Here is a 22953-nt window from a genome sequence, read left to right on the forward strand (position 1 = left end):
ACTAGAAATTTAAATCTGTTTCTTTATTTGCAAACCCTTCGTCATCTGAAGTACTAACAAGGATACTTTCGTACTCTCTCATACCTGTACCTGCAGGGATTCTGTGACCTACAATAACGTTTTCTTTTAATCCGTTTAATCCATCTACTTTACCTGCAACAGCAGCTTCGTTTAACACTTTCGTTGTTTCCTGGAACGACGCAGCAGAAATAAATGATTTCGTTTGTAAAGACGCACGAGTAATACCTTGTAACATTGGAGTACCAGTAGCAGGCATAACATCACGACTAACTACTAAGTTCTTATCCTCACGTTTCAATAATGAATTCTCGTCACGTAATTCACGCATAGTAATAATCTGTCCTTCTTTCAAATTATCAGACTCTCCAGCATCAACTACAACCTTCATTCCATATAATCTATCATTCTCAGCAATGAAGTCAGCAGCGTGTGCTAATTGATCTTCTAAGAATAAAGTATCTCCTGGATCTTCGATTTTTACTTTACGCATCATTTGACGGATAACTACCTCAAAGTGTTTATCACTAATCTTAACCCCTTGTAGACGGTATACCTCTTGAATCTCATTTACTAAATACTGTTGAACAGCAGAAGGTCCTTGGATTCTTAAGATATCGTCTGGAGTGATAGCTCCATCAGAAAGTGGCATACCAGCTTTCACGTAGTCATTCTCTTGAACTAAAATTTGATTAGATAACTTAACTAAGTACTTTCTAACATCTCCAGTTTTAGACTCAACAACGATCTCTCTGTTACCTCTCTTAACTTTACCGAACGATACAACACCATCAATTTCTGAAACTACCGCAGGGTTCGAAGGATTACGAGCTTCTAACAACTCAGTAATTCTTGGAAGACCTCCAGTAATATCCCCAGCTTTAGATGTATGACGAGGAATCTTAACTAAAACTTTACCAGCCTTAATTTTATCACCATCATTTACCATTAAGTGAGAACCTACAGGTAAGTTGTATGAACGAATTAACTCACCATCTTTACCATAAATTAATAAAGTAGGAATTAACTTTTTATTTCTAGACTCAGTAATAACTTTTTCTTGGAATCCTGTTTGCTCATCAATCTCAACCATGAACGTCTGTCCTTGTTCGATATCTTCATAAGCAACTTTACCAGTAAACTCAGAAACAATTACACCATTATAAGGGTCCCATTTAAATAACGTAGCACCTTCCTCAACAACATCTCCGTCATTCACATAAATAGTAGAACCATAAGGAATGTTATTTGTTGTTAATAGGATACCAGTATTAGTATCAAATAATTTAGCTTCAGTAGAACGTGAAATAACGATATCGATAGCATTACCTTCATTATCCTCTCCTTTTACTGTTTTAAGATCTTCTATTTCTAAACGACCATTAAATTTAGCAGTAATACTAGATGTTTCAGAGATATTACCAGCAGTACCTCCCACGTGGAATGTTCTCAATGTTAACTGTGTACCAGGCTCCCCAATAGATTGAGCAGCAATAACACCTACAGCTTCACCTTTTTGAACCATTCTAGCAGTAGCTAAGTTACGTCCGTAACATTTAGCACATATACCAACTTTAGCCTCACAAGTCAATGGCGAACGAACCTCAATTGATTCAATTGGTGCCGCATTGATTGATTTAGCGATAGCTTCAGTAATTTCTTCTCCAGCTCCAACTAATACATCAGAGTTAAGCGGGTTAATCACAGCATTAAGAGCAACACGTCCTAAGACTCTTTCTCCTAATGATTCGATAACTTCCTCATTCTTCTTAAGTGGTTTAACTTCAATACCTCTCAATGTACCACAGTCAACAGAGTTAACGATAACATCTTGAGCTACATCATGTAGACGACGAGTTAAGTATCCAGCATCCGCTGTTTTTAACGCTGTATCCGCAAGACCTTTACGAGCACCGTGAGTAGAGATGAAATACTCTAAAATCGAAAGTCCTTCCTTAAAGTTAGAAAGAATTGGGTTTTCGATAATCTCTCCACCACCAGCTGTAGATTTCTTAGGCTTAGCCATCAAACCACGCATACCAGTTAACTGACGAATCTGCTCTTTAGAACCACGGGCTCCAGAGTCAAGCATCATATATACTGAGTTAAATCCTTGCTTGTCTTCACGAATGTTTTTCATTGCTAACTCAGTTAACATAGCATTTGTAGAAGTCCAAACGTCAATAACTTGGTTGTAACGCTCATTATTTGTGATAAGTCCCATGTTATAGTTCATAGTAATATGATCTACTTGTTGGTTCGCATCATCAATTAATTCCTGTTTACGCTCAGGAATCATAATATCCCCTAAACTGAAAGATAATCCACCACGGAATGCGTAACCGTATCCCATGTTTTTAATATCATCTAAGAATGCAGCAGTAGTAGGTACATCAGTAATACTTAAAATACGACCAATAATATCTCTTAATGATTTCTTAGTTAATACTTCATTGATATATCCTGCAACTTCAGGTACTACTTCATTAAATAAAATTCTACCTGCAGAAGTCTCAATAATTTGATATACTAATTCTCCTTCAGCATTATAATCTTTAGCTCTAACTTTAACGTTAGCGTTAAGATCAAGTTTACCTTCATTTAATGCAATATGTACTTCCTCTACAGAGTAGAAAGTCAATCCTTCACCTTTGATGATGTGCTCTGGAGTTGATTTACGTGACTTAGTCATGTAGTATAACCCCAGTACCATGTCCTGAGATGGTACAGTAATAGGAGCACCATTTGCAGGGTTTAAGATGTTGTGAGAAGCCAACATTAATAATTGAGCTTCTAAGATTGCCTCTGGTCCTAGAGGTAAGTGAACTGCCATCTGGTCACCATCGAAATCGGCGTTGAATGCCGTACACACTAATGGGTGTAATTGAATCGCTTTACCCTCGATTAACTTAGGTTGGAACGCTTGAATACCCAATCTGTGTAACGTAGGAGCACGGTTAAGTAAAACTGGGTGTCCTTTAATTACGTTTTCTAAGATATCCCAAACAACAGGTTCTTTTTTATCTATAATCTTCTTAGCAGATTTTACTGTCTTAACAATTCCTCTTTCGATTAACTTACGAATAACGAATGGTTTATAAAGCTCAGCTGCCATATCTTTTGGCAATCCACACTCGAATAATTTTAATTCTGGTCCAACAACAATTACCGAACGAGCTGAATAATCAACACGTTTACCAAGTAAGTTTTGACGGAAACGTCCTTGTTTACCCTTTAATGAATCAGAAAGAGATTTTAATGGACGGTTTGATTCTGTTTTAACAGCAGAAGATTTTCTAGTGTTATCGAACAATGAATCAACAGCTTCTTGAAGCATACGTTTCTCATTACGTAAGATTACTTCAGGAGCTTTAATTTCCATTAAACGTTTCAGACGATTATTTCTGATAATTACACGACGATATAAGTCATTTAAATCAGATGTAGCAAAACGACCTCCATCTAGTGGAACTAATGGACGTAATTCTGGTGGAATAACAGGAATAACTTTCAAGATCATCCACTCTGGTCTATTCTCACGATTCAAATTAGAATCACGGAAAGACTCAACTACTTGAAGACGTTTTAACGCCTCTGTTTTTCTTTGTTTAGATGTTTCGTTATTAGCAGCGTGACGTAGAGTATAAGATAACTGATCTAAGTCTGTAGTTGCTAATAAATCCATAATACACTCAGCACCCATTTTAGCGATGAATTTATTTGGATCTGTATCATCTAAATATTGATTTTCCATCGGAAGAGTATCACAAATGTTTAAGTACTCTTCTTCAGTTAAGAAATCTAATCTATTGATAGGTTCACCATCAACGTTTTTAGCAATACCAGCTTGGATTACCACATAACGCTCATAGTAAATAATCATATCTAATTTCTTAGAAGGAAGACCTAAGATATAACCAATTTTGTTTGGCAATGAACGGAAGTACCAGATATGCGCAATTGGCACAACTAAATTGATGTGACCAACTCTATCTCTACGTACTTTCTTCTCAGTAACTTCAACACCACAACGGTCGCACACTATTCCTTTATAACGGATTCTCTTATACTTACCACACGCACATTCGTAATCCTTTACAGGTCCGAAAATACGCTCACAGAAAAGACCATCACGTTCTGGTTTATGAGTACGATAGTTGATTGTTTCAGGTTTTAAAACCTCACCTCTCGATTCTGCAAGAATAGACTCTGGCGATGCTAAACCTATTGAGATTTTATTAAACCTTTTTACGGTATTTTTCTCTTTATTTTTATTCATGGTAAACTTACTTGTTAAAGTGTATGATAAAGAGTAAGCAGTGCAACACTGCTTACCCTATAATCTTAGTTTATTCTTCTAATCTGATGTCTAGTCCAAGACCTTTTAATTCATGCATTAATACATTGAATGATTCTGGTAATCCTGGTTCTGGCATAGTCTCTCCTTTAACGATTGCTTCGTAAGTTTTAGCTCTACCAATAACGTCATCCGATTTTACCGTCAAGATTTCACGTAATGTACTAGATGCTCCATAAGCCTCTAATGCCCAAACCTCCATCTCTCCGAAACGTTGACCACCAAACTGAGCTTTACCTCCTAATGGTTGTTGCGTAATCAATGAGTAAGGACCTATAGAACGCGCGTGCATCTTATCATCTACCATGTGACCAAGTTTCAGCATATAGATAACCCCAACAGTTGCACGTTGGTGGAATCTCTCTCCTGTTCCTCCATCATATAAGTAAGTGTGTCCAAAACGTGGTATACCTGCCTCATCTGTAAGAGCATTGATTTGATCTAATTCAGCACCATCGAAGATTGGAGTCGCATACTTTTTACCAAGTTTTTGACCAGCCCATCCTAATACTGTTTCATAAATCTGTCCAATGTTCATACGAGAAGGTACCCCTAATGGGTTCAATACGATATCTACTGGTGTTCCATCTTCTAAGAAAGGCATATCCTCATCTCTAACGATACGAGCTACAATACCTTTGTTACCGTGACGTCCAGCCATCTTATCTCCTACACGTAATTTACGTTTCTTAGCAATATATACTTTCGCTAATTTCAAAATTCCAGATGGTAACTCATCCCCTACAGTAATCATAAATTTCTCTCTTCTTAGAACTCCTTGAAGATCGTTTAATTTAATTTTGTAGTTGTGGATCAAATCAGTAATCATACCGTTTGTCTCCTCATCAGTTGTCCATTGTCCTTTAGTTAAGTGAGCAAAATCATCTACTGCAAATAACATTTTTTGAGTAAATTTCTTACCTTTTGGTAAAATCTCTTCTCCTAAATCATTCAATACACCTTGAGATGTTTTACCATTCACGATGAAGAATAATTTTTCAACTAAACGCTCTTTCAACTCATTGAATTTAACTTCAAATCTAGTTTCTAATAAAGCCAATTCGTCTTTATCTTTAGAACGTTTACGTTTATCTTTTACTGCTCTTGCGAACAATTTTTTATCTAAAACAACTCCTCTTAATGATGGAGAAGCTTTTAATGAAGCATCTTTAACATCTCCCGCTTTGTCACCAAAGATAGCTCTAAGTAATTTCTCTTCTGGAGTAGGATCAGACTCTCCTTTTGGAGTGATCTTACCGATCAGAATATCACCAGGCTTAACTTCAGCACCAATACGGATCATACCGTTTTCATCTAAATCTTTTGTTGCCTCTTCAGAAACGTTAGGAATATCATTAGTTAACTCTTCGTTACCTAATTTAGTATCTCTAACTTCTAAAGTATAGTCATCAATGTGGATAGATGTAAAGATATCTTCACGTACTACTCTTTCACTAATTACGATAGCATCCTCAAAGTTGTAACCCTTCCATGGCATAAATGCCACTTTCATATTACGACCTAGAGCAAGCTCTCCTTGTTGAGTAGCATATCCTTCACAAAGTACTTGACCTTTAGTAACTCTATCACCTTTTCTTACGATTGGTTTTAAGTTGATACTTGTACTTTGATTTGTTTTTCTAAACTTAATTAAGTTATATGTTTTCTCATCTGGATCAAAGCTAATTAAACGCTCTTCATCCGTACGATCATACTTAATGATAATCTTCTGAGCATCCACATACTCAACAGTACCTTCTCCTTCAGCATTAATTAAAACACGAGAATCTGAAGCTACTTGTCTTTCTAATCCAGTACCCACGATTGGAGATTCTGGACGTAATAAAGGAACTGCTTGACGCATCATGTTCGATCCCATCAACGCACGGTTGGCATCATCGTGCTCTAAGAAAGGAATTAACGAAGCAGAAATAGAAGCAATCTGGTTCGGTGCAACGTCAGTATAGTGAACATCTTTTGGCTCAACTACAGGGAAGTCACCCTCTTCTTTTACTACTACTTTTTGCTCAGTGATGAATCCTTTTTCATCAACAGGAATGTTCGCTTGAGCGATTAACATACCTTCTTCCTCTTCTGCACTTAAATAAATAGGATCATTAACGATATCTACTTGCCCTTCAACAACTGGACGGTAAGGAGTTTCGATGAATCCCATATTATTTACCTTAGCATATACTGCTAAAGAAGAAATCAAACCAATGTTTGGTCCCTCAGGTGTCTCAATAGGACATAAACGTCCGTAATGAGTATAGTGAACGTCACGTACCTCGAAACCAGCTCTTTCTCTAGATAAACCTCCAGGTCCTAAAGCTGATAAACGACGTTTGTGTGTAATCTCTGCTAATGGATTCGTTTGATCCATAAATTGAGATAACTGGTTCGTTCCGAAGAATGAATTAATAACTGACGACAAAGTCTTAGCATTAATTAAGTCGATTGGAGTAAACACCTCGTTATCACGTACGTTCATACGTTCACGAATTGTTCTCGCCATACGAGCTAAACCAACACCAAACTGAGCAGATAATTGCTCACCTACAGTTCTAACGCGACGGTTAGATAAGTGGTCAATATCATCAATCTCAGCTTTTGAGTTAATTAATTCAATCAAGTATTTAACAATAGTGATAATATCCTCTTTTGTTAAAACTTGTTTGTCAATTGGAGTATCAAGATTAAGTTTTTTGTTCATTCTATAACGACCAACTTCACCTAGATTGTAACGTTGATCTGAGAAGAACAATTTATCAATAATACCACGTGCAGTTTCCTCATCTGGCGGTTCTGCATTACGCAACTGACGGTAGATGTGCTCTACTGCCTCTTTTTCAGAGTTAGTAGGGTCCTTCTGTAATGTATTATGTATGATGGCATAATCTGCCTGATTATTATCTTCTTTATGTAAAAGGATCGTTTTGACGTTAGCCTCAATGATTTCTTCGATATTATCTTTATCTAGGACTGTATCACGGTCTAAGATAATCTCATTTCTCTCAATAGAAACAACCTCTCCTGTATCCTCATCTACGAAATCCTCATGCCAAGTGTTTAACACACGTGCAGCAAGACGTCTTCCGCTATATTTTTTTAGTCCTGTTTTTGATACTTTAACTTCCTCTGCTAGGTCGAAAATCTCTAGGATATCCTTGTCTCTTTCGAATCCTATAGCACGGAATAATGTTGTAACAGGTAACTTCTTTTTTCTATCGATATAAGCGTACATTACACTATTGATATCGGTAGCAAACTCAATCCATGATCCCTTAAAAGGAATTACTCTCGCCGAATATAACTTAGTTCCATTTGCATGGAATGACTGTCCAAAGAAAACACCAGGTGAACGGTGTAATTGTGAAACCACAACACGTTCTGCTCCATTGATTACGAAAGTACCACTTGGCGCCATATACGGAATTGTTCCTAAATAAACATCTTGAACTATTGTTTCAAAATCTTCGTGTTCAGGATCAGTACAGTACAATTTTAAGCGCGCTTTTAGCGGAACACTATAAGTCAATCCTCTATCAATACACTCTTCGATTGAATAACGAGGAGGATCAACAAAGTAATCAAGGAACTCCAATACGAACTGGTTTCTTGTATCAGTGATCGGGAAGTTCTCCATGAAGGTATTGTATAAACCTTCCTTACCTCTCTCTTCAGATTTCGTTTCTAATTGAAAGAAATCTTTAAAAGACTTAACTTGAATATCCAAGAAATCTGGATACGCAGGTATGTTCTTTGTAGAGGCAAAATTTAATCTTTCAGTCTGATTTGTGATCATCAATGGACAAAAAATTTTGATTAGAATTTGAATTGTTTTTACGCAAAATCTCTTTATACGCAAAATGGTTTAGGCCTGTGGGAAGCTTCCCAAGACCTAAACCTAAAATATTTTTTAGAAAAAAACTATTTAAGCTCTACTACAGCTCCAGCTTCTTCTAATGCTTTTTTAAGACCTTCAGCCTCATCTTTAGAAACTCCTTCTTTGATGTTAGCTGGTGTAGAATCTACGATATCTTTAGCTTCTTTTAATCCTAAACCTGTTAATTCTTTAACAGCTTTAACTACAGCTAATTTAGAAGCTCCAGCTTCTTTTAATACTACAGTGAATTCAGTTTGCTCTTCAGCAGCATCACCTGCAGCACCTCCTGCAACTACTACAGCAGCAGCAGCTGGTTCGATTCCGTACTCATCTTTTAATATAGTTGCTAATTCGTTAACTTCTTTTACAGTTAAGCTAACTAATTGTTCTGCGAATTGTTTCAAATCTGCCATTTTTCTATCTTTTAATGATTTGTAAAAATATAATTTATTAATGTGCGTTCTAATGAACTTTAAAAACTAGATTTAGTCGTTGACTACTCTTCGTCTTTAAATTGGTTTTTAAGAGCTGAAATAACTCTTTGAGCTGGTGATTGAAGTAATCCAATGATTTCTCCAATAACTTCTTCTTTAGATTTAATAGCAACTAATGCATCTAAATTGTTATCTCCGATGTAGATTTCCTCATTGATATAAGCTCCTTTTAAAGCTGGAATATCAGATTTTTTTCTAAAGTCTTTGATAATTTTAGCAGGTCCATTTGCAACATCTGCAAATAAAACAGCACTGTTCCCTTTTAAAGTAGAAGGTAGCTCTTCATAATTTCTATCTGAAGCTTCCATCGCTTTTGCAAGCAATGTATTTTTAACTACTTCAATTTTAATTCCAGCTTTGTTACAAGCTCTTCTTAAGTTTGAAGTAACTTCAGCATTCAATCCTGATATATCAGCGATATAGAAGATATTAGCGTCAGCTAACTTAGCTTTTAATTCTTCTATCGCTACTGCTTTCTGTTCTCTAGTCATACGAATAATTTTTTATTTACCAATTATACTGCTTTAGGATCTAAAGCAATAGCAGGGCTCATAGTACTAGATATATTAATAGACTTGATATAAGTACCTTTAGCTGCAGTTGGTTTCAATTTGATTAATGTTTGGATTAATTCAGCTGCATTCTCAGTAATTTTATCAGCTTCGAAAGAAACTTTACCGATAGATGCGTGAACAATACCAGTTTTATCAACTTTAAAATCGATTTTACCAGCTTTCACTTCTTGAACAGCTTTCGCTACGTCCATAGTAACAGTTCCTGTTTTAGGGTTTGGCATTAAACCTCTTGGTCCTAAAATACGACCTAAAGGACCTAATTTACCCATAACAGCAGGCATAGTGATGATTACATCAACATCTGTCCAACCGTCTTTGATCTTTTGTAAGTACTCATCTAGTCCAACATAGTCAGCCCCAGCAGCTGTAGCTTCAGCTTCTTTATCAGGAGTAACCAATGCTAACACTCTTACATCTTTACCTGTTCCGTGAGGTAACGTAACCACACCACGAACCATTTGATTTGCTTTACGTGGATCAACTCCTAAACGTACAGCGATATCTACAGACTCGTCAAATTTTGCAGAAGCAACTTCTTTAATCAATGCAGATGCATCTTTCAAAGAATATAATCTATTCTTTTCAATTTTAGCAGCAGCCTCTTTTTGCTTTTTCGTTAATTTTGCCATTTCTTCTTTCTTTTACAATTAAAAAGGAGCTGTTCCTGTTACTGATATTCCCATAGATCTTGCAGTACCAGCTATCATACTCATAGCTGCCTCAACAGTAAATGCATTTAAATCAGGCATTTTGTCTTCCGCAATAGCACGAACTTGTTCCCAAGTTACGCTAGCTACTTTTTTTCTATTAGGCTCACCAGATCCAGATTTCACTTTCGCAGCCTCTAATAATTGAACAGCAGCAGGTGGCGTTTTAACAACAAAGTCAAATGATTTGTCTTTGTAAACAGTAATTTGTACTGGTAAAACTTTGCCTGGTTTATCTTGTGTTCTAGCATTAAATTGCTTACAGAACTCCATGATGTTAACTCCAGCAGCCCCCAAAGCAGGTCCAACCGGTGGCGATGGGTTCGCAGCACCTCCCTTAACTTGTAGTTTAACTACTTTACTAATTTCTTTTGCCATTTCTTAAAAAAATTTGGCACATCTCATTTGGAAGCCAAGATGTGACTATTGTAACATTATAATTTTTCTACTTGTGTAAAACTTAGTTCTAATGGTGTCTTTCTTCCGAAAATCTTAACCATTACTTCTAGTTTACGTTTCTCTTCATTAATGTTTTCGATTGTTCCATCGAATCCATTAAATGGTCCGTCGATAACTTTTACTGACTCTCCTATCTCATAAGGAATAGATCCTGTCTCTACTTTTACAGCTAGTTCATCAACTCTACCTAACATTCTATTTACTTCTGACTCACGTAAAGGAAGAGGATCTCCTCCTCTTTCTCCACCTAAGAAACCAATAACCCCTGTTATCGATTTAATAGCGTGAGGAACTTCTCCTGTTAAGTTAGCTTCAATCATAACATAACCTGGAAAGTAAACACGTTCAGTAGTTTTCTTTTTACCATCCTTTACAGTTACTACTTTTTCAGTAGGAACCAACACCTGTGATAAGTAATCTGATAAACCTAAACGAGCAATTTCAGTTTCGATATAATTCTTAACCTTATTCTCCTGTCCACTTACCGCACGAACCACATACCATTTTTTGACACTTGTATCAGCCATAATCTTTCTTTAATTTTCTCTATGCAGTAGCCCAATTATAAAATACTCCTAAAACTCTTCCAAACGCAGTGTCTACACCCCACGTTGCTAAAGAAAACAAAATTGCAAAAATAGCAACTATTATAGTGTATCGTTGAACTTCTGACCACGGAGACCAAGTAACATTACTTTTTAACTCTGTGAAAGCATCAGATATGTAATTAAAAACCTTTGCCATGTTAATATTGTTTTTGCACGGGTGGAGGGATTCGAACCCCCATCAACGGTTTTGGAGACCGCTATTCTACCCTTGAACTACACCCGTTTGTTAATAAAAGTCAGTGGCCGTAACCACTGACTTTTGAAATTTATTTATACTAAATAATTAGTCAATAATTTCAGTTACCTGACCAGCACCTACTGTTCTACCTCCTTCACGGATAGCGAAACGTAAACCTACTGATAAAGCGATTGGGCTTAATAACTCAACAGTGATAGTTAAGTTATCTCCAGGCATAACCATCTCAGTACCTTCTGGTAATTGGATTGTTCCAGTTACGTCAGTTGTACGTACGTAGAACTGTGGACGGTAGTTGTTATGGAATGGAGTGTGACGTCCACCTTCTTCTTTTTTCAAGATATAAACCTCAGCTTTGAATTTAGCGTGTGGTTTTACTGAACCTGGTTTACAAATAACCATACCACGACGGATATCAGTTTTGTCAATACCTCTCAATAATAAACCTACGTTATCTCCAGCTTCTCCACGGTCTAAGATTTTACGGAACATCTCAACTCCTGTAATTGTAGAAGTTAATTTGTCAGCTCCCATACCGATGATTTCAACAGCATCTCCTGTATTAGCAACTCCAGTTTCGATACGTCCTGTAGCAACAGTTCCACGTCCTGTAATTGTAAATACGTCTTCTACTGGCATTAAGAATGGTTTCTCGTTGTCACGTACTGGCTCTTCGATCCAGTTGTCAACTTCTTCCATTAAATGTAATAATGCATCAACCCATTTTTGCTCTCCGTTTAATGCTCCTAAAGCAGAACCTTGAACTACTGGTCCATTATCACCATCATATTGGTAGAAAGATAATAAATCTCTTACTTCCATCTCAACAAGCTCTAATAACTCAGCATCATCAACTAAGTCAACTTTGTTTAAGAATACAACGATTCTTGGAATACCTACCTGACGTCCTAAAAGGATGTGCTCACGAGTTTGTGGCATTGGTCCATCAGTAGCAGCAACTACTAAGATAGCACCATCCATTTGAGCAGCACCAGTAACCATGTTTTTCACGTAATCCGCGTGACCTGGACAGTCAACGTGTGCATAGTGACGGTTTTTTGTTTGGTACTCTACGTGAGAAGTATTAATTGTAATACCACGCTCTTTTTCTTCTGGAGCATTATCAATTGAATCAAATGAACGAGCTTCTGAGAATCCTGCGTCAGCTAATACTTTAGTAATAGCAGCAGTAGTAGTAGTTTTACCGTGGTCAACGTGTCCGATAGTACCGATGTTTAAGTGCGGTTTCGAACGATCAAAAGTTTCCTTTGCCATGATTTAATAATTTAATCTTAGTTATATAATTAGTGTTCAAATATAATAAAAAAACCTGAGCCAATGACGGGATTTGAACCCGTGACCTCTTCCTTACCAAGGAAGCACTCTACCCCTGAGCTACACCGGCTTGATGCTTCTTATTCTCTGTGGGGAGAGCAGGATTCGAACCTGCGAAGGTTTCCCAACGGATTTACAGTCCGTCCTCGTTGGCCGCTTGAGTATCTCCCCTCAAACCATGTTTGATATTACTTTTCTTTGAGCCGATGGAGGGACTCGAACCCACGACCTGCTGATTACAAATCAGCTGCTCTAGCCAGCTGAGCTACACCGGCAAATGACTCAATAGAAAAAGTCCGCTATTTCTAACGGACTGCAAATGTATATATTTTATTGATTAAAAAAAACAATTTACTTATTTTTTTAAATTAATGAGCTTTGATTTTCTCTTTGTGTTTTACCACTAATCGCTCTAGTGCATCTGCTCCAGCATCCACACCTTCTTCGAAAGTTTTACACGTTTTTTTAACAATCATCTCATCACCCGGAACCAATACTTTTATTTCCGTAATCTTATTTTCTTTTTCATTTGTGTTCTCTAATTTAAAAAAAACATCTACTGAAACTATCTTATCATAATATTTTTCGATTTTTGACAAACGCTCGTTTGCAAAATCTACCAACTTACGATCCACATTGAAATTAATAGCTTGAATGTTTACTTTCATAATTAACGGTTTTAAAAGGTTATTTTTCTTTATTCTTCCCTCTTGGATGCGAGTTTTGATACACTTTCTTCAACTCACTTAGATTAATCTGTGCATATCCTTGTGTAGTTGATAAGCTTTCATGCCCCATTAGCTCTTTAATCGAGTTAATATCCGCTCCTCCTTCCAGAAGATGCGTAGCAAAAGAGTGACGCAACATGTGAGGGCTTTTCTTCTCCTTCGTTGTTGCATTACTAAAGTATGAATTTATTACTCGATAAACAAACATTTCATCAACTTTCTTACCCAATTCTGTCACTAAAAGTATCTTAATCCCCTCCACAGAACCCAAGACCAAACTCCTTGCTTCGAGATATTTTTTTAATAACATTTCTACACTTCCTAATAATGGTACTATACGCTGTTTTGATCCTTTTCCTGAAACGCGAACTTGATGTAAATAAAAATCAACATCTTCTACTTCTAAAGCAACTAACTCCGCTCTACGAAGTCCAAGACAATACAACATCTCTACAATCAACAAATCTCTCAAAGAATTAAAATCTTCTTTTCCTTCAAACATGGCACGCACTGTATCTATCTCTTTTACCGAAAAAGGCAATTGTAATTTCTTTTCTACCTTTAATGATCGATGAAGGTACAGCGGATTAGTCTCCACCTCACCTATCTTCAGTAAAAACTTATAAAAAGAACTAAGTGCACTTGTCTTCCTGTTGATTGATCGATTAGTCAAGCCTTCTTCAGACAACTTCACTATCCACAGACGCACACCATCATACCCCACCCTTAGATAATCTAAAGACAGTTGCTCTAAGAAAGAAACATAATCTCCAATATCGTTCTGATAAGCTATAACTGTCTTGTCAGAATACTTTCTTTCTTTCTGTATATACTCAATAAACTTTTCTAAATTTTCAAACATAAAAAAACCGTTGCAACAAAGTTAATACTTTATTACAACGGTTATTTTTTAATATTCAATACTTATTAGATTTCTACTGAATCTCTCAAGTGTTGAACGTATGCAGCTTTTTGCATTTTGTCTCTTTTAAGTACAGACGGTTTTAAGAATGCCTGACGAGATCTTAACTGACGTAAAGTTCCTGTTCTGTCAAATTTTCTTTTGTAGCGCTTAAGTGCTCTATCGATATTTTCTCCGTCTTTAATTGGAATGATTAACATGTTTTCATACACCTCCTCTCATTAGTGGTGCAAAAGTAAAACTTTTTTAATTCATGACAATAAAAAAACAACTTTTTTTATTTAATCAAAAGAATACTAATTAAATTTAATATTAACTACGAACTAATCAATCTCTACTTAGGATATAGCACAATTAAAAAAGAGAAAATCACCTTCTCTATTGACCTTCTCTTTAATTCTATCAAATTAATTCTCCGCTAACCAGCTCTTAAATTCACTCACTCTTTCTCTACTCACAATCACCTCAGCTGTATAATTCTTCATCGTTAGTTTTAACCGAGAAGTAGATAATTGTATAATCTGCTCTATATAATCGATGCTCACTACTTGAGATCTATTCACCCTAAAGAACTTCTTCGGACTAACCGTTTTAATAACAGCCTCTAGAGACTCCTCATCTAACAGATGAGTCTTACCTTCCACTGTCGAGATGTACACCCCTCTATCCTCTCTATAAAAACATACTACCTCATCCACCAACACCATCTTTATCTGCATCCCCACTTTTATCATCAGCCGTTTTGCATAGTTACTCCCCCCTATACTGTGTCTGAGGCTCTCTACCGTCTGTGTTGTACTGCGTTGTTGTGCCTTGTATTTATTAATAGCACCTAACAACTCTATTGGCTCTATCGGTTTTAATAAATAATCAATGCTATTTAGCTTAAATGCCTTAATCGCATAATGATCAAAACTTGTGACAAAGATAATAGCGCTCCTAACCTCTACTTGCTCGAATATCTCTAAAGATAATCCATCTGCTAACTGTATATCAGCAAATATCAAATCTGGATGCTCATGTTGCATCAACCAAGGTATAGCCTCTCCTACAGAATACAATATCTGCTGTACCTCGAATCCTAGCTTCTCCAGCTCTCTTGTCAGCAGTCTCGCTGCAGGTTTCTCATCTTCTATAATTACTATTTTCATCAACTCTCTATTCTAACTAAAGGAATTCTAACACTAAAACTATCTTCCAAATCATTTATCTCAATATCTTGCTTCAACATCAACTTGTTGCGCTTAGACAAATTCTGTAATCCCAGTCCAGATGAATACACTTCTTTGGGCTTAGCATATTTTTCATTCCACAGTACTAACCCTCCTTCTTCTATGCGCAATTCTACTCTAATACTTCCCTCTGAAGGAATTACATTGTGCTTTACTACATTCTCAATCAATAGTTGCAAACTCAAGGTAGGCACTTCTACATCATCATACTTCATCACCTCTTCACTAATGCTAAATGCTATTGCATTGTCATATCTCACATTGAGTAAATAGACATAATCTCTTATAAAAGATACTTCGTCAGATAAGTTACACAAGGGATAGTCTAACTTCTCTAATACATATCTATATATCTTAGAGAACGAACGGGCAAACTGTTCTGCCTTTACTGGATCTTCTTGGATTGTACTGATGAGTACATTCATATTGTTAAACAAGAAATGGGGAGACAGTTGTTCTTTCATCCCTTCTATTTGACTTTTTTGTAGCTCTATCTCCATCTCTCTATTCTTTAATTCTAACAACCTAAGTTCATCGTGATAGGCAAACGTAAACACAATAAGCAAAATAAAAGTACTTAATAACAATGCACCTAAAAAATTGCCAAAACTTAAATGCTGCCCAAGAAAGAAAGCTTTAAAAGACAAGCTATAAAATAAATTCAAAAGTAGCGCCAAGAATAAGTAATAAGAAACTATAGATGTCATAATGCCATTGACAAAAAAAAACAGCGTTACGAGTAATCTTACTCATAGCTATTTCATTTTTAGCATCTCGTTTATCCATTACCTTACACACCCATGCACTCGTTAATACATTAGCTGCGTAAATCAACATCGACAATACAAAAGACAAAAACGTATTTTTCAAAAAACGATAATTTACCAATAGCTCACCCAAGCTTAACTCGCTATTACGAAAAGTAAAATACGAAATAACCAAACTGATCAGTACCGATATACTACAGGCCAATACAATATGTCTACGCCAATTAATATTCATTTCTACTTTTTTCATATACTAATTTACTACAAACTCATCTAATTTACTTCACTTTACACATTTCTTGTGTTTTTAATGCCCAATCTTTTCCCCATGATGGATAGAATGGCACATCACTCTCCTGTTTATCGAATAACTCTATCGACTTCTCTAGCATCTTACAGTAATAATCCATATCTACCTTCATAAACTTAGCACTATTAATCTGAAAACTTGCTACAGAATACACTGCTCTCGGATTAGTAGGACCTAACTCTATCGCCTTATCATACGCTTTATTGATAATTGGAGTCTGCACCATCCCCTTATTCATCGGATCAGTAATTAACTCTAGTGTCTCATTCATCCCTTTTAATACATACCACTCGCTTCCCCCCGTTTCTAACCATTGGTCTATTAGTACGCGATTAGCCATCACGATCTCTTCTACGGCATCAGCCTGTGGATTACTAAACCCTCCTGTAATACTAATAAGCACCTTGTAGTACACCGGTATCCAATTCTCTTTATCAGACATCGCTATACGGTCTAGCATAGCCACTGCCTCTTTCGATTGTCCACTTTGCCATTGTTGCATCGCTTTTTGCATTCCTACCTCGTATTTAGATTGTCCGAAACTCATTACACTAAATACACCAAATAATAAAATCAATAACTTTTTCATCTTTCTAATTATTTAATTACACAACAAATCTACGCTGACTATCAAACCTTAAAAAAACGAACTGCGCGAACTGTTGTTTCTAATGTTTAAGTTGTTTTACAAATTCTCTAATTGGTTTTTCTTCTTATCAGCACTTATTGTCCACATAAACCCTACATATATAAATCGCTTCGCAGTAGCATTCGTGATATCAGGTTGTCCTCCACGTTGATTAAACTGATAAGCGTATACAGGATTTCTACCTAACAAATTATCTACTGATAAGTACACTATCTTTTGCCCACTGAATAGATAAGCCCAACTCATACTCACATTGTGTATCGGACTACTCTCATAAGTAGTTTTATTAGTAGTATTTATATCGTGGAAGTGACGTGGACTACTGTAGTTATACGTCATACTCACCTGAGATTTCCATTGATCTATCCAGTACTTCGTCACCACAGAGAAGTTGTGCTTTACTACATAAGACGGCTGTATCCATTCGTTCCAATACATCTCTTTGCGTTGAGAGTCTATATAAGTATAAGTTACCCAATAGCTAAAATTCTTAAACGTGATATTATCTTTCCAAAACAAGTCAAATCCCTTTGCATATCCCTCTCCTAACTGTGCATACTCACTTGGCTTACCTAATGGCGTTAAGAGCAACTTACTATAATCTTTATAGAACATCTCTGCTCTCAATAGACGCTTTCTAAACTCATAAGTATAGTTCAGTATATAATGGTTAGCCTGCATCCAGTCTTCTTGTTTCACTGCTAATGACTGCTCTAAGTTCACAGCCTGATTAAACACCCCATACGAAAAAGACATCTGATGCTTAGGTGTCATCTGATAAGTCAACATCGCACGTGGCTCTACTGTCCAATCTGATATTTCTGAATACTTACTCGTTCTCAAACCTGCCCTCAATGACAAGTCTGACGTTATCTTCCAATTGTTCTCAAAAAACAGTGCCCATCTATTAGTATCTGTACCTAAGTCTTCTGCTCTACTCCCTTCACTTCTCGTCAAATCTAATTTAGAAGCCTGTACATCTACCCCTACAAAAGACTGAAACTGCCCATTCCACTGATAAGAAAACTTCACCTTCTGATTCACATCCCAACTAATCTTCTTTAAGCTCAGATCATTGCTATCTCCTGTATAATCCATATACCCTAACCCTGTACCAATATCAAGTCGCATATAAGGAGTAAGCTTCTTAAAGAACACACTATTCATATACACATTACTCGACTTAAAGCCTAGTGTATCTACTCGATTACTTGGCTGTATCTCTTGCTCATACTTGATAGTAGAGAAGTCTACAGCAGTATATAGTTTATATCCTCCATCTTTAATCTCGCGCTTATACATCATCTCTCCAGAAGCTGTAGAGAAAGGCTTTTTAGTATTATATCGCTGTTTTACCACTGTAGTATAGACTCCTAAGTTTAGATAGTTTAGACTATATGACAGCGAGTTTTTGCCCCATTGATGTGTCTGTGCAAAGCTCCCTCCTACAGTAGAGATAGAGTAGTCTCTACGTGAAGGATCTATCTCATCCGAAGTATCTAACTGTAATACTCCTGATAACGCATCTCCAAACTCTGCACTATACCCCCCTGCTGAGAAAGATATTCCCTTAAACAGAAACGGATTAAACTTAGAGCGCACAGGTACATTACCCACCGAAGAGGTATAAGGCTGAAACACCCTTACACCATTGACGAATATACCACTCTCCTCTGCTCTACCTCCACGTATCAGTAGTCTCCCATCCTCTCCATTCGTCTGCGCCCCTGGCATGGTACTTAATACTCCCATAATATTACCGGGACTCCCTGCAGTACTCACTACATCCATTGCATTTAACCCAATACTCTCTGCGCGTTCTCTTTTATTCTTGCTATTCGCGATGATAAGGATTTCTCCCATCACCTCATCTTGACTACTTAACACAAAATGTTCATTATAATTCTCCTTTGTATTGATTTCTACATCGAGATTGCCATACTGTGCATGCATTAACTTCAGCACGCCACTCACTACTGTATCTGTAACTATAAAACTGAAATACCCTTTCGCATCAGTCAATGCTCCCTCGAAGCTATCTTCAAGGTACACATTCACATTCTCGATTGGTTTATTCTTATCGTTTACCACTGTACCCGATAGCAGAATCTGTTGTGCCTGCACAGCACCTACACATAAGGTTAATAACAAACATAGTAGTGTTCTCATCTTTCTTCTTGATTAATTCTATCACAAACGTAATCTGACAACACAACTTCTGAAAAAATGAGTGCGTGAATGGGAGTATTTACTGCGCGAATGGGGGATTGGTTAACAGTTTTAGTAATGTGGATAAACTCTAGTACATTAAGGTCTTTATTTATTCTTGTTGACTTATAGCCATAAAAAAACGGTTAATAGTTAAAAACTATTAACCGTTTTTTTATACTTACTCCGATAAAGAATGCTATATTGAATAGAGTAGGTTTGAAACATAACACTTTGTATCATATACAGCATGTCTTATAATATGAGATTCCTCCTTCGTCGGAATGACATACTAGACAGATAGAGCTTATCCTTTTAAAAAAAGCTTATGAGAAACGACTCATTAGTATCTTACATCAAACAAGAGTCAATATTAAAACTGTATTATGTTAGTCAAAAAGTATTGTCCCTCTACTGTGCTATTACATACAATACGCCTATTATGACCATCGAAATCAAAATCATCCTCCTACTTCTCTATCTTATGAATCCTATAATAACTGTCATAACTAAATTAATTACAAAGAATAAACAGAAAACAAACAATAACTTTCGAATAGTACTGAAAGTTTCTTCTAAAAATTCTTCAGAATTATGAATAATGGTCTTTCTGATTCGTCTAATTAAAAAGAACAAATGCATACATGAATAACTACTTAATACAAAACTTAACAGATTCATTAAAACAGGCAGATATTCTTGTTTTGATAACCTCACAAATAGTTCAAAAAAACTGATTAAACTAATGACTCCACATACAACAATTAAAGGTATAACCCACTTACTAATACGTTTTAAGTAGAGTAGTGATTGTTCTGTTAGAACTAACTTTTGATTGCTATCTTCACTATGTTGATTTACTTGATTATTCATGACTTAATAACTGAGAAAAAAATTATAAATGCAGTAATAATACCTACTAAAACAGAACTAGTGATAAGTATAGTTATCCTACTAAGACTACCTAAACTATATTCTAATTTATTACTGTTCTTCATCTCTAAAGCTATTTTTAAAGATGTACTAAATCTATATAGAAGATAACATATATACACAAATATTAAGAAGGCTAATAAGAAACACAATCCTAAACCAAACAATTTACCATCTATAAAACCCGCTATTATGATAAGGAAAAATTGACTCATTAAAGGTTGAAGTGTATCACTTAAAAAAAGATCAAATAATATTACTAACAATACCTGTGATAAAATCAAGATTAATAACGCTTTTGCTAATACTCTTATCCGTTTTAATTGGCCAATAGACATAGCTGATATCCCTAATTCTTGCTTTGTATATTCTTTTATTTCTTTATCCATTTCAGTTCTATTTTTATACTATTTAGTCAAAAAGTATTGCCACCTTTACTGTGTTATTACATACAATACACCTATATGCCCATTGAAGTCAAAATCGTTCTGATAGACTAGTCCTATCTTCTCTAATACTTTAATTGATGCAATATTCTCTTTCATCGCTCTACCGATAATACAGCGTAGTCCTAAAGTTGTAATCCCATAGTCTAAACAAGCCTTTGCGCTATCTGTAGCATACCCCCTATTCCAATACTCCTCAAAGAAGCGAAAGCCTATATCGGTCTTGTCTATATCAGTATTGTACTTCAGTCCACACCATCCTAAGAATGCATTATCTTCTTTTCGAATGACTGCCCATCGTCCATATCCGTTTCTCTCATAATCGCTATAATTAGCTAAGAAAATATACGCATCATCCACACTCTCAAAAGCATCATCTCCTGTATAACGCATCACATTAGGATTAAGATTTAACTGATAAAAGTGTTCAGCATCTGCAGTAGTTAATTCTCTTAGTACTAATCGATCTGTTTCTAAAACGCTCTTCATGCCTAGTCATATTTCTAATAGGTTAATATTACGAATATTTAATGAAGTAACAATTCATAAACTCCTTATAAACATCCTATTCATTTTACAGTTGACCTACTTTGGAGTAAATGATCTGATTTGGTTAAAATAGGTATTTATGAAAAAGCGATAATCCTTATCATCTCTTTATTGACAAGGCTTATAAGAAATCTATTACGCCTTACTAAGCACTTTGTTCGGAAGCTGTTCGGAAAAACATCGGTATTTAGTAGGATAAAGATCCCTTTTGCGAACGATACTAAATTTGTCTCCGAACCAAACTATATCCACAAAAACACAACATTACTAACATCCTATATTATACCTCGTCCCCTCCACTACCATATATATGGTATATTCTGAAAATGACTAATAAAAAACAAGGTTTATAAATATCTTTGCTTTGAATAATTTAGTACTTTAATCAAAAATATAGGTATCAGAACATGAAGAAATTCTTTAGTAATACAATAGTAAAACTTTTACTAGGGGTGATAGTTGGTCTAGTCATAGGACCATATCTTACAGACAGCTTACTACAAATCATCTTATCTACGAGACATATACTAGGTCAGATCATTCTATTCTTAGTACCGCTGATCATTCTAGGATTCGTAGTATCGTCTATCGCTAAACTAGACAAGGGAAAGACTAGCATAATCGGTTTCTCTATTATTATTGCTTACTTATCTAGTATCGGAGCAGGGTTCTTTAGTAGTACACTAGGGTTTAACATTATCCCTCACTTACAGATAGAGAAAAATGTGGAGACTCTTAAGGAGCTTCCAGCGATGTTATTTAAGCTAGATATACCTCCTGTATTCGGAGTGATGACTTCTCTGACACTTGCCTTAATGATCGGTATCGGTATTTTATGGACAGAGTCTAAACCACTAGAGCGTGCATTTGATTCTTTTAAAGATATTGTATTGTTGTTAGTGAATAGAGTATTAGTACCAGTATTGCCATTCTATATTATGGCGAACTTTGCATTACTTAGTTATGAAGGGTCTATACAGTCACAGCTACCTGTGTTCTTAACTGTGATTCTTATCGTGATAGTGGCACACTTCATTTGGTTAGGTGTGTTGTATACGATAGCGGGTATATACTCTGGGAAGAATCCATGGGAAGTAATTAAACACTATCCTCCTGCTTATCTAACAGCAGTAGGTACGATGTCTTCAGCAGCTTCTCTAGGTGTAGCTCTACAGTCTGCACACAAGAGTAAAGTACTGAAGCCTGAGATCACGAACTTCACTATACCGTTCTTCTCTAATATACACTTATGTGGATCAGTATTGACAGAAGTATTCTTCGTGATGACCGTATCTCAAGTATTATATGGCGGATTGCCAACTATGGGTACGATGATCTTATTCGTACTACTGCTAGGTATCTTCGCTATCGGAGCACCTGGTGTACCTGGAGGTACTGTAATGGCCTCATTAGGTATCATCGCTTCCGTACTAGGTTTTGACGATGCTGGTATCGCATTAACCTTAACGATATTTGCATTACAAGATAGCTTCGGTACCGCATGTAATATTACAGGAGATGGAGCACTTAGCCTTATGGTAACAAAATACAGTGATAAATAAAGATAATGAGGG

The 22953-nt window shown here is 36.1% G+C and carries 20 protein-coding genes and 4 tRNA genes; 1 reads left to right on the forward strand and 23 read right to left on the reverse strand.

What is annotated here, in order from left to right; genetic code table 11:
* Position 1: 1 nt before the first annotated feature.
* The 23 genes from rpoC to AABL85_RS04305 all read right to left on the reverse strand — a co-directional run bounded on the left by rpoC (position 2) and on the right by AABL85_RS04305 (position 21319).
* Positions 2-4297 carry a DNA-directed RNA polymerase subunit beta' gene (gene rpoC / locus AABL85_RS04195; RefSeq protein ID WP_131540228.1) on the reverse strand — a complete coding sequence of 1432 codons (4296 nt, stop codon included), beginning with the start codon at positions 4295-4297 and terminating at the stop codon, positions 2-4.
* Positions 4298-4367: 70 nt separating this feature from the next.
* Positions 4368-8180 (reverse strand): DNA-directed RNA polymerase subunit beta, encoded by a 3813-nt coding sequence (gene rpoB, locus AABL85_RS04200; protein ID WP_131540229.1) that lies wholly within the window; start codon positions 8178-8180, stop codon positions 4368-4370.
* Between the two features lie 125 nt (positions 8181-8305).
* On the reverse strand, positions 8306-8674 hold the full coding sequence (gene rplL / locus AABL85_RS04205; protein WP_131540230.1) for a 50S ribosomal protein L7/L12: 369 nt from the start codon (positions 8672-8674) through the stop codon (positions 8306-8308).
* Between the two features lie 83 nt (positions 8675-8757).
* On the reverse strand, positions 8758-9246 hold the full coding sequence (rplJ, locus tag AABL85_RS04210) for a 50S ribosomal protein L10 (RefSeq protein WP_006259590.1): 489 nt from the start codon (positions 9244-9246) through the stop codon (positions 8758-8760).
* A 23-nt stretch (positions 9247-9269) separates the two neighbouring features.
* The gene (gene rplA, locus AABL85_RS04215) at positions 9270-9959 is read right to left on the reverse strand and encodes a 50S ribosomal protein L1 (RefSeq protein ID WP_006259591.1); all 690 of its coding nucleotides are present in this window, start codon (positions 9957-9959) and stop codon (positions 9270-9272) included.
* Between the two features lie 18 nt (positions 9960-9977).
* On the reverse strand, positions 9978-10415 hold the full coding sequence (gene rplK / locus AABL85_RS04220; RefSeq protein WP_006259593.1) for a 50S ribosomal protein L11: 438 nt from the start codon (positions 10413-10415) through the stop codon (positions 9978-9980).
* A gap of 56 nt (positions 10416-10471) precedes the next feature.
* Positions 10472-11023: a transcription termination/antitermination protein NusG gene (gene nusG, locus AABL85_RS04225; protein ID WP_131540231.1), complete on the reverse strand. Its 552-nt coding sequence runs from the start codon at positions 11021-11023 to the stop codon at positions 10472-10474.
* 19 nt (positions 11024-11042) lie between these two features.
* Entirely contained in the window at positions 11043-11240 is a 198-nt protein-coding gene (gene secE, locus AABL85_RS04230) for a preprotein translocase subunit SecE (RefSeq protein WP_006259595.1), read from the reverse strand.
* Between the two features lie 16 nt (positions 11241-11256).
* Positions 11257-11327, reverse strand: a tRNA-Trp gene (locus AABL85_RS04235).
* Positions 11328-11387: 60 nt separating this feature from the next.
* Positions 11388-12575 carry an elongation factor Tu gene (gene tuf, locus AABL85_RS04240; protein WP_131540232.1) on the reverse strand — a complete coding sequence of 396 codons (1188 nt, stop codon included), beginning with the start codon at positions 12573-12575 and terminating at the stop codon, positions 11388-11390.
* A 58-nt stretch (positions 12576-12633) separates the two neighbouring features.
* Positions 12634-12705, reverse strand: a tRNA-Thr gene (locus tag AABL85_RS04245).
* Between the two features lie 20 nt (positions 12706-12725).
* Positions 12726-12806: transfer RNA gene (locus AABL85_RS04250), tRNA-Tyr, on the reverse strand.
* 30 nt (positions 12807-12836) lie between these two features.
* A tRNA-Thr gene (locus AABL85_RS04255) sits at positions 12837-12910 on the reverse strand.
* A gap of 93 nt (positions 12911-13003) precedes the next feature.
* Positions 13004-13303: a ribosome hibernation-promoting factor, HPF/YfiA family gene (gene hpf / locus AABL85_RS04260; RefSeq protein WP_006262106.1), complete on the reverse strand. Its 300-nt coding sequence runs from the start codon at positions 13301-13303 to the stop codon at positions 13004-13006.
* Between the two features lie 19 nt (positions 13304-13322).
* Complete coding sequence (locus AABL85_RS04265) at positions 13323-14225, reverse strand: tyrosine-type recombinase/integrase (protein WP_341309296.1); 903 nt, start codon at positions 14223-14225, stop codon at positions 13323-13325.
* A gap of 65 nt (positions 14226-14290) precedes the next feature.
* Positions 14291-14485 carry a 30S ribosomal protein S21 gene (gene rpsU / locus AABL85_RS04270; protein WP_038987509.1) on the reverse strand — a complete coding sequence of 65 codons (195 nt, stop codon included), beginning with the start codon at positions 14483-14485 and terminating at the stop codon, positions 14291-14293.
* 207 nt (positions 14486-14692) lie between these two features.
* Positions 14693-15436, reverse strand: a complete 744-nt coding sequence (locus AABL85_RS04275) for a LytR/AlgR family response regulator transcription factor (RefSeq protein WP_286435336.1) — start codon at positions 15434-15436, stop codon at positions 14693-14695.
* On the reverse strand, positions 15436-16074 hold the full coding sequence (locus AABL85_RS04280) for a sensor histidine kinase (protein WP_341309353.1): 639 nt from the start codon (positions 16072-16074) through the stop codon (positions 15436-15438). Before AABL85_RS04280 ends, AABL85_RS04275 begins: the two co-directional genes overlap by 1 nt.
* A gap of 91 nt (positions 16075-16165) precedes the next feature.
* Positions 16166-16519, reverse strand: coding sequence for a hypothetical protein (locus tag AABL85_RS04285; RefSeq protein ID WP_341309297.1), 354 nt, complete (start codon positions 16517-16519; stop codon positions 16166-16168).
* A 43-nt stretch (positions 16520-16562) separates the two neighbouring features.
* On the reverse strand, positions 16563-17183 hold the full coding sequence (locus AABL85_RS04290; RefSeq protein ID WP_341309298.1) for a hypothetical protein: 621 nt from the start codon (positions 17181-17183) through the stop codon (positions 16563-16565).
* A 96-nt stretch (positions 17184-17279) separates the two neighbouring features.
* Positions 17280-19412: a TonB-dependent receptor gene (locus AABL85_RS04295; RefSeq protein ID WP_341309299.1), complete on the reverse strand. Its 2133-nt coding sequence runs from the start codon at positions 19410-19412 to the stop codon at positions 17280-17282.
* 908 nt (positions 19413-20320) lie between these two features.
* Positions 20321-20773: a hypothetical protein gene (locus tag AABL85_RS04300; protein ID WP_341309300.1), complete on the reverse strand. Its 453-nt coding sequence runs from the start codon at positions 20771-20773 to the stop codon at positions 20321-20323.
* Positions 20774-20818: 45 nt separating this feature from the next.
* Entirely contained in the window at positions 20819-21319 is a 501-nt protein-coding gene (locus tag AABL85_RS04305) for a GNAT family N-acetyltransferase (RefSeq protein WP_341309301.1), read from the reverse strand.
* Positions 21320-21786: 467 nt separating this feature from the next.
* Here AABL85_RS04305 and AABL85_RS04310 point away from each other — a divergent pair, with 467 nt between their 5' ends.
* Positions 21787-22941 carry a dicarboxylate/amino acid:cation symporter gene (locus AABL85_RS04310; RefSeq protein ID WP_131540241.1) on the forward strand — a complete coding sequence of 385 codons (1155 nt, stop codon included), beginning with the start codon at positions 21787-21789 and terminating at the stop codon, positions 22939-22941.
* The last annotated feature ends 12 nt before the right edge of the window (positions 22942-22953 follow it).

The organism is Myroides odoratimimus, from assembly GCF_038039805.1.
GTDB lineage: Bacteria > Bacteroidota > Bacteroidia > Flavobacteriales > Flavobacteriaceae > Flavobacterium > Flavobacterium odoratimimum_B.